The organism is Bacillus norwichensis, assembly GCF_014836955.1.
Taxonomy (GTDB): Bacteria; Bacillota; Bacilli; order Bacillales; family Bacillaceae_C; genus Siminovitchia; species Siminovitchia norwichensis.
In genome coordinates this window covers 125,043-139,504 of sequence record NZ_JACSPV010000005.1, presented here as the reverse complement: position 1 = coordinate 139,504, position 14,462 = coordinate 125,043, and the positions used below count along the sequence as shown (strand labels likewise).

At 41.3% G+C, this 14,462-nt stretch carries 10 protein-coding genes; 5 read left to right on the top strand and 5 right to left on the bottom strand.

Translation table 11 applies throughout. The features are described 5' to 3' along the window. Positions 1-106: 106 nt before the first annotated feature. The 5 genes from H9631_RS04665 to H9631_RS04645 all read right to left on the bottom strand — a co-directional run bounded on the left by H9631_RS04665 (position 107) and on the right by H9631_RS04645 (position 7,914). Positions 107-919 (bottom strand): alpha/beta fold hydrolase, encoded by an 813-nt coding sequence (locus H9631_RS04665; RefSeq protein WP_191810392.1) that lies wholly within the window; start codon positions 917-919, stop codon positions 107-109. A gap of 675 nt (positions 920-1,594) precedes the next feature. Further along, positions 1,595-2,869 (bottom strand): imidazolonepropionase, encoded by a 1,275-nt coding sequence (gene hutI, locus H9631_RS04660; protein WP_191810386.1) that lies wholly within the window; start codon positions 2,867-2,869, stop codon positions 1,595-1,597. After that, on the bottom strand, positions 2,869-4,542 hold the full coding sequence (gene hutU, locus H9631_RS04655; RefSeq protein WP_191810384.1) for a urocanate hydratase: 1,674 nt from the start codon (positions 4,540-4,542) through the stop codon (positions 2,869-2,871). Before hutU ends, hutI begins: the two co-directional genes overlap by 1 nt. Positions 4,543-4,736: 194 nt before the next feature. Further along, a complete protein-coding gene (locus tag H9631_RS04650; RefSeq protein WP_191810383.1) occupies positions 4,737-6,206 on the bottom strand; it encodes a response regulator transcription factor in 1,470 nt (489 codons plus the stop codon). 340 nt (positions 6,207-6,546) lie between these two features. Next, positions 6,547-7,914: a sigma-54 interaction domain-containing protein gene (locus H9631_RS04645; protein WP_225220859.1), complete on the bottom strand. Its 1,368-nt coding sequence runs from the start codon at positions 7,912-7,914 to the stop codon at positions 6,547-6,549. Between the two features lie 403 nt (positions 7,915-8,317). Here H9631_RS04645 and H9631_RS04640 point away from each other — a divergent pair, with 403 nt between their 5' ends. From H9631_RS04640 to H9631_RS04620, 5 genes are all read left to right on the top strand, one after another. After that, positions 8,318-9,331 carry an NAD(P)/FAD-dependent oxidoreductase gene (locus tag H9631_RS04640; RefSeq protein ID WP_191810380.1) on the top strand — a complete coding sequence of 338 codons (1,014 nt, stop codon included), beginning with the start codon at positions 8,318-8,320 and terminating at the stop codon, positions 9,329-9,331. A 189-nt stretch (positions 9,332-9,520) separates the two neighbouring features. Further along, positions 9,521-9,766, top strand: a complete 246-nt coding sequence (locus tag H9631_RS04635; protein WP_191810378.1) for a ferredoxin — start codon at positions 9,521-9,523, stop codon at positions 9,764-9,766. A gap of 232 nt (positions 9,767-9,998) precedes the next feature. Beyond that, positions 9,999-11,081, top strand: a complete 1,083-nt coding sequence (locus tag H9631_RS04630) for an aromatic ring-hydroxylating oxygenase subunit alpha (RefSeq protein WP_191810377.1) — start codon at positions 9,999-10,001, stop codon at positions 11,079-11,081. Further along, entirely contained in the window at positions 11,074-12,522 is a 1,449-nt protein-coding gene (locus tag H9631_RS04625; RefSeq protein ID WP_191810375.1) for an aldehyde dehydrogenase family protein, read from the top strand. Before H9631_RS04630 ends, H9631_RS04625 begins: the two co-directional genes overlap by 8 nt. 15 nt (positions 12,523-12,537) lie before the next feature. Then, entirely contained in the window at positions 12,538-13,626 is a 1,089-nt protein-coding gene (locus H9631_RS04620) for a tartrate dehydrogenase (RefSeq protein WP_191810373.1), read from the top strand. The last annotated feature ends 836 nt before the right edge of the window (positions 13,627-14,462 follow it).

Genomic DNA, 14,462 nt, shown 5'->3' with positions numbered 1-14,462 from the left:
ATTTTGAAGCGTCATTCTCATGAAAAATCGCTTCTACTGATACAACGAATAATTTCCTGTTAAATCGACGTTTGAAGTATATTTATTGTGAAAATTTATTTCTTGATTAGTGATTAGCTGTAAAAAAAAGTGTGAGCTCCGGTGATATCTTTTTTGTGTCAAGCTTCTTCGTATGCCCTAGCCCTTTTTTACTCAGCAATTGTGCGTTGGGGAGCACATTTGCCAATGCTTGAGCGCTATGGCGAAGAGATGCAGGGCTCTCGGTGCCTTCTAACACTAAAGTTGGCATCGTAACATCGCTCCACCATTCAACAGAAAGTTCTTTTCCCTCCATATAGCCATCCAACAAAGCTGCATCATAGGGAAGCGTATGGGCAATTTCTATAAGTCGAGACCATACTCCTGGGAAAATCCGCATCATGCTGACAACAAAGGATGGTGCTCCCATACCTTTGGTCATAAAGTACTTAATGGCTTCAGCTCTGTTATTCTTGGAAATAAGCTCAGAAGTATGCTCTCTAAAATCTTTAGGTGGCTTTCGATCCTCTGCTCTTACCACGAAAGGCGGTTCATGCAGAGCCAACTTGGTAATGTTTAACCCAGCCTTTGCGGCTCGGAGGGCCAGAGCAGCTCCCGAAGATAATCCCCAAACATATGCCGATCCGCCAGCTTCATCAATCAAAGCCTGAAGATCTTCAATTTCGCGTGCGACATCATATGGATGTGTGTCCCCGCTATCACCTCGGCCACGGCGGTCGTAATTGTAAACCGTGAAGTACTCGGATAACAGATCTGCCAACTCCACTTGCTGGGGAAATTTTCGGTAGCTAAATGCACCTGCTACCAGGATAAGTGCTGGCCCTTGGCCAACTTTGTCATAAGCGATTTTTGTACCGTCTTTCGAAGTAACTGAATACATGAAATTTCCTCCTTTGGTTGTTGAAACAGTTTTTGATTGCATTATTCACAGATAATCTTCGCCTCTAAATAAGACGACGAATCATTATAAGTTAAATCGACACACTTTTAAAAAATTTTTGGGGCTAAGACATTGAATGAATTGGAAACTTTAGAATTCTATTCATCTTATATACTCCAATTAGATAATTATTTCCTTTAAAAAAATGAAGAACTTTTACCTTCATTCAGCAGAAGTCTCCGACTTCTGTAAGTGGTGAGATGAGTGCGTATTGGTATTACCATTCAGTGTGGATTCACCCATGGCGGATGCCACAGAATTTTAGAGGGAATTTTTCAAGTGGAGCTTGCCAACGTGAATTTCGCTAAATTGTTTGAATAAATAGGGGGCATGTCTATTGTAAAAGAGCCGCGCTACAATTTAAATAGAGGGGATGTAATAGTACGTACACATGAATGGAGCTCAATGTTGAATGATTGACTAGTGGCTAACTAGTGATTCGATTTCACCTAACGATTTTTAGAAGTGCATATATTTGAGCGCGGGTGTGAGCATGATCGGTAAAAAGTAATAGGGCATGTCGATTTACAAAGAATCAACATGCCGCATTTATAGGTTTCTTCGTTTAACTAACAGTTTTTTAGCCGATCAGTTTCTCATTAAACGAAAGCTACTTCAATTCTGGAGTCCATTGGACCAAGCCAGTGTTCCCTTTTTCCATACAGAGTGAACGTGATTAACGCCAAATAAATATTGTAGTTCCTGATAATTTGTTACGTTCCAAAGGACAACGTCCGCTTGTTTTCCAACCTCCAATGACCCAACTTGTTCTTCGCGTTTTATGGCACAAGCTGCATTATAGGTTGCGGCAGTAAGTGCTTCGGCAGGAGTCATTCTCATTGAAATACATGCCAGGTTCATGACTAACGGCATTGAAGTTGTCGGAGAAGACCCGGGGTTGCAATCTGTAGAAATGGCAACAGGAACTCCTTCGTCAATCATTTTTCTTCCTTTTGCAGCTTCTTCACGTAAATATAGGGCAGTTGCTGGTAGAAGGCAAGCAATCGTACCTGCTTTTGCCATTGCCTTAATTCCTTCATCCGAAGCTTTCAAGAGGTGTTCAGCTGAAATGGCTCCTACTTTCGCAGCTAGTTCCGCTCCGCCATAAGGGACAATCTCATCTGCATGGATTTTAGGGGTTAGACCATATTTTTTTCCCGCTTCAAGAATACGCTCTGATTGTTCCGGAGTGTATACGTCTTTTTCGCAGAAAACATCATTGAACTCTGCTAATTTTTCTTCTGCCACAACTGGAAGCATATCATTGATGATATGATCAACAAATTCGTCCTCTCGACCTTTGTATTCTACTGGAACGGAATGGGCCCCCATAAACGTTGGTACGATGTCAACAGCGTGCTTATCTTTCAGGTTTTTCATCACTCTGAGCTGCTTCAATTCAGTCTCTAAGTTCATTCCGTAGCCACTTTTACCTTCCACAGTTGTCACGCCATGTTTGAGAAAGGAGTCGAGCCGGGAGAGCGTTTGTTCAAGGAGTTCTTCTTCACTGGCTTCCCGTGTCATTCGCGTGGTTGCGTGGATTCCTCCACCTGCATTCATGATATCCATATAAGACGCACCTTCTAGGCGCATTTCAAACTCCTGGGCACGACTGCCACCAAATACAATATGAGTATGAGGGTCTATAAGGCCTGGTGTAACCAAGTGTTCAGATGCATCCACAACCTCAGCGTCATTTACTTTAGCTTTATACAGCTTTTCGATTTCCCTTGTTGTACCGACAGCTTCGATTACTCCATCCTCAATCCACAGACTGCCATCCTCAATTAGGCTTAGCTCTCCCATTGCTTCTTTTGAGCGAGGACCTTTCATTTCTGAAGCCAGTGTAGCCAGCTGTGCAGCATGTTTGATCCAAACGGGTTTTGTCATTACTTGTCACCTCTATCCAGCATTGGCATGTGGATGCCTTTTTCCCGCGCTGTTTTCTTCGCAAGTTCATAACCTGCGTCAGCATGCCTGACAACGCCCATGCCTGGATCAGTAGTTAATACGCGGAGAATGCGAGTTTCGGCTTCTTTCGATCCATCTGCAACAATGACTACGCCAGAATGCTGGGAATACCCCATGCCTACGCCGCCTCCATGATGAAGAGAAACCCAGGTTGCACCGCCAACAGCATTGACCATCGCATTAAGAAGCGGCCAATCTGAAACAACATCTGAGCCGTCTTTCATTGCTTCGGTTTCACGGTTAGGGGAAGCGACTGAACCGGAGTCAAGGTGGTCTCTTCCAATAACAATCGGCGCTTTCAATTCACCGCTGGCAACAAGATCATTCAGGATTTTGCCAAAGCGAGCCCTTTCTCCGTAGCCTAGCCAGCATATGCGAGAAGGAAGACCTTGGAATTCAATCTTCTCTTGAGCCATACGAATCCAATTGCAAAGATGCTCATTATCCGCAAATTCTCGCAAAATGGCTTCGTCTGTTTTATAAATGTCTTCAGGATCTCCTGAAAGGGCAGCCCAGCGGAAAGGGCCTTTGCCTTCGCAAAATTGCGGACGAATATAGGCTGGAACAAACCCAGGAAAATCAAATGCATTTTCAACGCCTTCATCTTTTGCAACCTGCCGGATATTATTTCCATAGTCAAAAGTGATGGCACCTTTCTCCATCAATTCCAACATCGCTTTTACATGAGTGGCCATAGAGGCTTTGGATAATTTTACATATTCCTCTGGATTAGACTCACGAAGCTCTGCAGCTTGTTCCATTGACAGCTTAGATGGTACATAACCATTTAGTGGGTCATGTGCAGAAGTTTGATCTGTTAAAGCATCCGGAATAAAGTTAAGTTTGATCATCTGTGGCAAAATATCGGCTGCGTTGCCGACCAGACCAATGGATAAAGCTTTTCCATCTTCCTTAGCTTTCTCAGCTAAACGAATAGCTTCTTCTAATGAATGGGTTTTCAAATCGGTATATCGCGTTTCGATGCGGCGGTCAATTCTTGTTTCATCGACATCAATAGCAATGACAACACCGCCATTCATTGTCACAGCCAATGGTTGAGCGCCGCCCATGCCGCCAAGACCTGCTGTAACTGTTATTGTATTTTTCAGTGTACCATTGAAGTGCTGTTTCGCAAGCTCTGCAAATGTTTCATAGGTTCCTTGAACAATTCCTTGGGAGCCAATGTAGATCCAGCTTCCAGCGGTCATCTGTCCATACATCATGAGACCTTTTTTGTCCAGCTCATGGAAGGTATCCCAGTTTGCATAGGCAGGAACAATGTTGGAATTTGCAATCAATACGCGTGGAGCATTTGTATGTGTTTTAAAGACAACGACAGGCTTTCCGGATTGGACAAGTAGGGTTTCATCATTCTCCAGTTCTTTTAACGTGTCTACAATCGCATCAAACGACTCCCAGTTACGGGCTGCTTTTCCAATACCTCCATAAACGACGAGTTTGTCCGGATGCTCTGCCACTTCAGGGTCTAAATTGTTCATCAGCATGCGAAGAGCCGCCTCTTGCTGCCAACCTTTTGTATTTAATTCTGTCCCTCTGTATTGTATGACCTTATTTTTCGAAATTGCATTCATATTATTTACCCTCCTCACCTTGATAATTTAATTTTATAGTAAATATTTCAAAAAAATATTATATAATGGTTTTGTTTTTATAAAATATTGATATATAAGGTGGTATTTTTGTATTTTTTATAATGTATTTCACTCGATTTTTCAGAAAAGAAAGTTTATAGAAAAGGCTTACTGTTCAGGAAAAGAATCTGTTTTCAGAGTCCTGAACGGTAAGCTGAGGGGGTACAGCCTTCAAGTTGTTTGAATTTAGCACTAAAATAGGTTTGATGAGAGTATCCGCTCAATCGTGCAATGTCAACTAAAGATAAATCTGTTTCTATTAACAGACGTTTTGCCTCCCTAATCCGTACATGATGGAGCGTGTTTTGGAATGAATACCTTGCCTCGGCTGCAAAGCGACGACTTAGGGTGCTCTTGTTGACTCGAAGTGTATCAGCGCATGCAGCAAGGCCCCATTGAGCATCCCAATAATTGGATTCAATTAATTCTCTAGCCTTTTCAACAAGCTCAAGTTTTCTTTCTTGCTCGCTATCATGATTCTCAGTGAGCAATCCGGTCGTAAACTTGATCAACTCTTGGATAATATCGTAAATAATCGGGCTTTTGACAATTTGATGGAAAACATGATGGTAGGCTGATTCCCAAGATGGTGTATGAATATTGCGGGATTTCATATAACGTCGGATTTGCGCAAGTACGCTTGTTAAACGAACGCGAATAACTTCCGGATCCGGATAGGGTTCATGAAAAGTCAAGAATTCACTTTCCATCCATTCACGAATGTCTATTATGTTTCTTCGCTCAAGCATTTCAATCCACTTCCGCTGCTCTAATGGTGTAAGAAATGGATCCATCTCTTGATAGATGATTTCTTCTTCGGCTGTTAAGATAATGTCGTATCCCTCGAAAAAGACTCGTCTAATTAATTGACGTGTCTGCTGATAGGTATGTTTTAAAGAGTCTTCTTGAGTTGCTTTTTTAATAATGATTGCAAGGGGCTCGACCATCATTTCTTTCCAACGAGTAAGAAATCCATGGCATTCCTCTTGAAATACATCGTTTTCCTGTGTTTCCCGCACGCATAAAATAAAATCAGATAATGCAAATGTCCAGTATTTTCCTATAAATGGATATTGTTCCAACTCGTCTAATATGACTGGAAGGTTTTCACTTTTAGGGGTTAAAAAAGCAGCTATCATATATGAAGTGTGGTATTTTCGTCCGCTCAAAAATAGATCAGTGTAATCAACGGACAAATCCTCGTCATTTTCTGAAATTTGTTCTGACGGGTTTTGCTGCCTATTTCTTAGTTGATAGCGCAATTGCTGAATCTGTTTGATTAGATCCATTGGAGAAAAAGGCCGAAACAGGACGTCCTCCGCCCGAAAACGAAGTGCTTGATAGACGGTTTGAAAAATCCTTTCAGATGAAAGACCCAGCCAGTGGATATTTTTTCTTTGAAGAATCTCACCAATACTTTGGCTTTCATCTTTCCAGCCATCCATATCTAAAATAATCAGGTCTGGCTGATGATTGATTACACCAACTTGGAACTCTGCTACGTTATTCCACGGAATTAGTTGAACACCGGTTAGGTGAGATGTCACCATCCATTGTATCCCTTGTGCCTCTAGTTCATTTTTCGCTATCAGGTGGATTTCCATTAATTACACCTCCTTTTTACCATATTCCTATTATCATAATAAAAGATATTGACATGCAAGAAAAAACTGTTCTTCTAGTTGGATAAGGGCATACATAGTGGCAGGTTCAATCAGTAAGTATGGCATACGTGTAGGTTGGATTTTTTCCAAAAGGGGGAAAAGTTGATAACTGCTCCTCGTTCAACTGTATGTCTTATTGCCGTGGGGAGCGTTTTCTTTACAAAGGTTTCCTCGGAAGGAGGCATCCGCCTCCAACCTAAAAGTCGCGGGAAACCCAGTAAAAAAATAGCCATCTAGGTGAATAATGATCATCCATTTGGAATGATCCACTGTTGTTGTCTCAACCAATTAAATCTTGGCAATATTCTCTAATCAGCCGAGAAACTTTTGTTTGACTAATACTTAAATCGCTGGCTACTTTCCTTGAAGAGCGATGTTCTATATATGATTTCCTTATTAAGATTCTTGTTGTATCAGCCAGTGCTTTATCGAGGGTTGTGGCTTGCAAAAGCTTTGGGGTTGGTCCAACGCTGTCTTTTATCAAATCTGGAAGGTCATCAACCTGGATAATGGAATTGCTGATCACTACTAGTCGTTCCATTAAGTTTTCAAGCTGGCGGACGTTTCCCGGCCAAGAATATTGAATGAGAATATCCAGACATTCTTTTGAAATAACTTTATTTTCGTTATATTTTTTATTGAATTTATTTAAAAAACGGTATGTTAGTGGAATGATTTCTTCTTTTCTTTCTTTAAGTGGCGGTAAATGAACATCGACAACGTTTAAACGATAGAATAAGTCCTCACGAAACGTCTTTTCTTGCACCATCTCTAACAAATTTCGGTTTGTGGCTGCAATAATCCGAATATCCACTTTTCTTGTCTCATTACTGCCAAGTGGAATGAACTCTTTGTCCTGGATTACTTGAAGCAATTTTGCTTGAATGCCCATTGGCATTTCACCAATCTCATCAAGGAATAAAGTTCCGCCATCTGCGGCTGCAATTAATCCTTCTTTTCCTGAACCTTTTGCCCCAGTGAAGGCACCTTCTGTATATCCGAATAACTCAGATTCTAACAGTTCTGCAGGGATAGCAGCACAATTAATATTCATGAAAGGTTGACTTTTTCTTTTACTAATTTGGTGGATATGCTGGGCAAGGACACCCTTACCTGTTCCTGACTCACCTAAAATGAGGACTGTGGAATCTGTTCCTGCAATTTTTGTACAAAATTTAAGGATTTTCCTCATCTTTTCACAGTTGGCAATCATTTTTCTTGAACTTGTTTCGGGTTCTTGCTCATTTTTATTTTCCGGTTCTCCGTTCTTTAGCAGCTTGTATCTCTGGAGCTCAGAAGAGGTGATAACCACTAATTCAATTTCATTTTCCTCATTTAAAATCGGAATAGCAGATGACATTAATTCCGTTCCAATATAGGTCTCTTGCTTCATGTAACAGGGTTTTTTCGTCTCGTAAACTTCCGGAACAATGGAGGGCTTCCAATATCCTTTGTTAAATAAGTCGAGATTTAACTTTCCAATGATTTCAGAAGGTTTCAATCCATAATGTTTTTCACAGGTTCGGTTAACATACACAATTCTTTGCTCTCCATCCAATACAAAAATCTCATCCGAAGAATAATCAAGTATTCTCAGAAGAGCCTCCATCGTTATTTCTAAAGTATTATCCTCTGCTTTTTTGTTCAAATAAAGCCCCCCTTATCTAAATGAATCAAAATTAACTCAACCCTTCGTTGATTTCGAGTTTAATATAACTCAAAAAAATGAATTTTGCACCTATTTTTTTTATTTTAGCTGAACCTTACACGTTTTTTAAGAGGTGGCATGGTAGTTGCATTAAGTAAACATAAGCTTTTAACTTCATTCATCAGAAGTCTCCCACTTTTGTAAGTGGTGAGATGAATGAGCATTGGTATTCCATTCAGTGGGGGTCCAAACTCCGGCTGAATCAAGTTAAAGCCTCTGGCGGATGCCATAGATTTTCAGAGGAAATGTATCGAGCTTCGCTTGATAAAATCTGGGCGCCATTACGCCAGGCGAATTTGATAAAAAAGAATACCTTTTAGTTTAGATAAGAGGGGGCTTGCTTATGGGAGCACAAATAAAAGAATATGATATTACGGTTATTGGGGGAGGACCCGTAGGGCTGTTTACCGCCTTTTATGCGGGGATGCGCAATGCTTCGGTAAAAATTATTGAAAGTCTGCCGCAATTGGGTGGTCAGCTGTCTGCCTTATACCCAGAGAAATATATTTATGACATTGCTGGTTTTCCTAAAGTCAGCGGACAGGAATTGATTAATAACTTATTGGAGCAAGTGAAGCAATTTGAAACAAAAGCTTGTTTAAACCAGTCCGTTGAAAGTATCGCTCGGTTGAATGAAAAGCTGTTTGCTATTACAACGAACAAAGAAGCTCATTATTCCAAAGCTGTGATCATTACAGCAGGGAATGGTGCCTTTCAGCCTCGGAAATTGAAAATTGAGGGCGAAGAAAAATTTGAGAGCACGAATCTCCATTACTCTGTACAAAACTTAGCGCAATTCGAAGGTCAAGAAGTGGTTGTTTTTGGTGGAGGAGATTCAGCTGTAGATTGGGCTTTGATGTTGGAACCGGTTGCAAAAAAAGTCACAATCGTTCATCGCAGAGATAAATTCCGGGCACATGAGCACAGTGTGGATTTATTGATGAAATCAAAGGTCGAAGTTTTAACTCCATATGTGCCGACTGAGCTTGTTGGTGATGAAAAAATTGAAAAAGTGGTTGTTGCAGAAGCCAAGGGTGATAAAGAAATCGAATTGAATGCAGATGCTGTATTAGTGAATTACGGTTTTGTTTCTTCACTAGGCCCAATTACGAATTGGGGACTAGAAATCAGCAAAAATTCAATTGTTGTTAATTCCAAAATGGAGACGAATATTCCAGGGATTTATGCGGCAGGCGATATTTGCACGTACGAAGGAAAGGTCAAACTGATCGCAAGTGGTTTCGGCGAAGCACCGACAGCAGTGAGCAATGCAAAAGTTTATATTGACCCGACTGCGAAAGTGCAGGCTGTCCACAGTACAACATTGATGGAAAGCAAAGATAAAATTTTAACTTAATTCGGCAGAAGTCTCCTGCTTCTGTAAGTGGTGAGATGAATGAATGCGTGTAGGTAGGGGGGCAAACCTCGGTTGAATCAAGTTAAAGCCTCTGGGATCAGAGAAATGTATCGAGCTTCGCTTGATAAAATCTGGGATACGCCAAGGCGAATTTGATATTAAATGTCAACAAACAGGGGAGGTTTTCAGATGGCAAAATACACATGGGTAGATCAAGAGACCTGCATTGCATGTGGAGCTTGTGGAGAAACAGCACCAGACATCTTTGATTATGACGAAGAAGGCATCTCTTATGTAATTTTAGACAATAATTCTGGAGAGTGCCAAGTGCCGGAGGAATTTGAAGATGATTTAGAGGATGCACATGATGGATGTCCAACCAGCTCGATCAAGGTTTCTGGGGAACCATTTGGCAAAGCTGAAAAGGCAAGCTGAATTTTATTTAATATTTAACATCATTTAGCAGAAGTCCCCGACTTCTATAAGTGGTGAGATGAATGCATATTGGTTTTCCATTTAGTGGGGGGTCAGACCCCGGCTGAATCAAGTTAAAGCCTCCGGCGATGCCACAGATTTTCAACGGGAATTTATCAGTGGGGCTCAATAAAATCTGGGCGCAGATACACCGAGGCGAATTTGATAACAATAAAATCAGGGGGAATTATTTATGGCGTATAACAAGGTAATTAACAAGTCAAATCGTACATTCGAAAGAACACTTTCTTATGATAAATACACTGACCCAAAAGTATTAGAAAAAGAAATTGATGCCATTTTTTCAAAAGCGTGGCAAAAGGTTGGCCACGTTAGCCAATTGGAGAAGGAGGGATCATTTTTTACAACGGAAGTTGCTAATGAGCCGATTATTGTGGTTCGCGGACAAGACGGTGTCATCCGCGCTTTCTATAACGTTTGTCCTCACCGTGCTACAAAACTAGAAAAAAATGAATCTGGTAAAAAAAGAATTTTACAATGTGGATACCACGGTTGGACTTTCAAGCTAGACGGAAAATTAAATAAGGCACCTAATTTTAGAGGGGAAGATGCAGCCTGTGTCCAAGACGCCTGTTTGCGACCAGTCCGAATGGAAGTTTTGGAATCGCTTATTTTTGTCAACTTGGATGACGATGCGAAACCGTTATCCGAATCTTATGGAGACTTCTTTGAGCATTTAAGCAAATTTTCATTCTTGAGTGAATTAAAAAGAACAAATGTAAAAACAAGGCATCTTAAAGCGAACTGGAAAGCATTTGTGGATAATTATTTGGAATGTGATCACTGCCATGTGGCACATCCAAGTTTTATTGCAACTTTGGATATGAATGCGTATCAAATCATGACCTGTGATAATTACTCTTACCAAGCGTCCATCGTGAAGCCAGATAAGAATTATGGCTCTATAGAACTGGATGAAGCTGAAATGCAAGGAGGCTCCTTCTATTGGTTATGGCCAAACTTGATGTTAACCATTTATCCAGGTCCGGGAAATATGGCTACGATTCAATTAAAACCAATAGACCATGAAAATACATTAATTGAGTACACGTATTATTTCCGTGATGAGGAATTGACTCAGGAAGAGAAGGATTTAGTGGCCTTTGCAGAGCAAGTTCGTCAGGAAGATATTGACCTAGTGGAGTTAGAGCAAGTCGGGTTCCGTTCACGAGCTTTTGAGCATGGCAGATATTCTTCTTCTGAACAAGCTATTATACAATTTCACGAGATGGTATTGGAGGCTATTGATGAGTAAGGTTCAAAGTGATGTGAAATCAGAAAAAAGGTCGTTAATCATCAATGGCGAGCGGGTGGCAGCATTAAGCTACACCCCTCTCTATTCTCCCTATTCGGGTGAAGAGATCGCTCAAATCGCGGCAGCGAGCAAGAAGCAGACGCTTGATGCAATCAATAGTGCCAGTGAAGCTCGTTCAATCATTGGCAACATGACTGCTTTTGAGCGGGCAGAAATTTTGGAAAAGGCTGTCACTATTCTAAGAGATAAAGCAGATGAAGCAGCAAAAATCATCGCTTTTGAGGCAGCAAAACCGATTGTTTTTGCCAAAGCCGAAGTAGCGAGAACGATAGAGACATATAAGTTTGCTGCTGAAGAAGCAAAAAGAATTCATGGAGAAACGATTCCGTTTGACGCAGCGGAGAGCGGAGCAGGTCGTTTTGGTTACACCGTAAGAGAGCCCATCGGAGTGGTTGGAGCGATTACGCCGTTTAATTTTCCGATGAATTTAGTAGCGCATAAGGTGGGACCGGCGATCGCGGCGGGAAATACGATTGTTTTAAAACCTGCTTCACAAACTCCGTTATCTGCTCTCTTTATTGCAGAGGTTTTTGAAGAAGCTGGACTTCCGGCAGGAGTACTAAATGTAGTAACAGGCTCTGGAAGAGTGGTAGGAGAGGCCATTGTTGAAGATGACCGTGTAAATATGGTTACGTTTACCGGCAGCCCGAGTGTTGGAATTGGTATCCGAAATAAAGCCGGTTTGAAAAAGACAACACTTGAGCTTGGATCCAACTCAGCACTCATTATCGATAAAGATGTAGTGATAGATTCCATTATTGATCGATGTATTATGGGAGCATTCTCCAACCAAGGGCAAGTATGTATTTCCCTGCAACGTGTATATGTTCATGAGGAAGTGTACGAAGAGTTTGTATCTAAGTTTGCCGAAGCAGCAAAACAGTTGAAAGTTGGAGATCCACTTGATCCCGAAACAGATATTTCTGCTTTAATCTCCCAAGATGATACAGATCGTGCATTGGCGTGGATTGCTGAAGCAAAAGAACAGGCGACTATCAGAACCGGAGGAAAGCTGACTGGTAGAATACTTGAGCCAACGATTATTACGGATGCCGCTTCTGATTTAAAAGTATCTTGCCAGGAAGTGTTTGCACCAGTCGTTGTGATTAATAAAGTAGGGTCTGTTGAGGAAGCTATCGGCTATGTCAATGACTCCCGTTTCGGACTTCAAGCCGGAATTTATACTAACAATATAAAAAATGCCATGCAAGCAGTAAAAAAACTGTATGTTGGCGGGGTTATTGTCAATGATGTGCCGACATTTAGAGTGGATCAAATGCCGTACGGCGGCGTAAAAAACAGTGGAACCGGCCGTGAAGGCGTTAAATATGCGGTGGAAGAAATGACGGAAATGAAATTGGTTGTTTGGAATCAAAGTTAAGAATGAGGGACAGGCATGAAAACTTATAGAATAGCGGTAATTCCGGGTGACGGGATCGGTCCGGAAGTCATCAATGAAGGTGTTAAAGTATTAAATAAAATAGCCGAGCTTGATTCAAGCTTCGAATTTGATTTCACATACTTCCCGTGGGGATGCGAATTTTACACGAAGCATGGAAAAATGATGGATGATGACGGTATTGATCAGCTAAAGGACTTTGCCGCCATTTATTTAGGGGCAGTCGGGTTTCCAGGCGTCCCTGATCACATTTCTTTATGGGACTTACTGTTAGTGATTCGTAAAAGCTTTGATCAATACGTTAATCTTCGTCCCGTTCAATTATTGCATGGAGCTCATTCCGCTTTAGCCAATGTTAAAAACGATGAGATCGATATGTTGTTCATTCGCGAGAATACCGAAGGAGAATACGCTGGGGCTGGTGATTGGCTTTTCAAGGGTCAAGATAACGAAGTTGTATTGCAAAATGCTGTATTTTCCCGTAAAGGGACAGAACGTATCATCCGTTATGCTTTTGAAGTCGCTAAAAGGGAAGGAAAGACACTTACAAGTATTTCTAAAGCAAATGCTCTGAATTATTCGATGGTTTTCTGGGATGAAGTGTTCGAAGAAGTAAGCTTGGATTATCCAGAAGTAAAAACAGCCTCTTATCTTGTTGATGCGGCGGCGATGCTGATGATAACTGATCCGAAACGATTTGAAATCATCGTTACTTCCAATTTATTCGGTGATATCTTGACTGATGTTGGAGCAGCTATCGCCGGCGGCATTGGACTTGCCGCAGGTGCCAACATCAATCCGGAAAGAAGATATCCATCAATGTTTGAACCGGTCCACGGATCAGCTCCTGATATAGCCGGGAAGGGTTTGAGCAATCCGCTGGCAACTATTTGGTCTGCTAGTCAAATGCTAGATTTCTTTGGATATAAAGAGTATGGAAAAGCAATCGCTTCTGGAATTGAAGAGTTGCTCTCCACAAAAGAGTTTCTTACACCCGATATGGGAGGAACGGCTACTACTTCCGAAGTAGGAGAGAAGATGGTGGAAATTTTGACTTCTCAAATAAAGAGAAAAGTTTTAGGATAAGAAAATATTCAGGCCATCAAGAAAAATCGGTTTAAAACGTTCTTTCAATGCGTTGAAAATTTCGTAATAGTCAACCTGAATGGAAGCTTAATTTAAACTTTATTCAGCCGAAGTCACCCACTTCTCTAAGTGGTGAATGCATATAGGTGTTCCATCCAGTGGGGGTTCAAACTCGGCTGAATAAAGTGAAAGCCTCCGGCAGATGCCACAGATTTTTAGAGGGAATTTATCGAGCGACGGCTCGAAAAATCTGGGCGCAAATAGGCCAAGGCGAATTTGATTAAGGGGACGGAGGTATTTCTGCCATCTTTGAAGTGGGTGCGGTATTAATGACCTTTATTGGTGGGCCAATCAAAATGGCTTTTTACCTTGAAGAATAGAGGCCATTTTAGAGGAAGTAGACTGAGACGGTCGTCGATCTCGCAGAAAGTTTCCCGCGATTGGAGGAAATGAACTGGGTCGGCCATTCATCTTGGAGAAAGGCTCCCATAAATGAGTGGATCTGATCAAAGTTGTTTCGAGGAAAAGTGCCCCTTTTACAGGAAGCGGTAAGAATGATCCCACCCAATTTGATTAAGCTTTCTGGATAGCTTTATAAAAAACTTACCTATACTCTTTATAACTAAAGATTCGATGGTAAACGCTTACAAATATTATTGTAAGCTTCGTTTAACTTCATTCAGCTCTCACTTCTATAAGTGGTGAGATGAATGCAGATGATTCCATTCAGTGAGGAGGTGAACTCCGGCTGAATAAAGTGAAAGCTTCTGGTGGAGGCCACAGATTTTTAGATGAAATGTATTGAGAGGGGCTCGATAAAGTCTGGGCGCAAATAG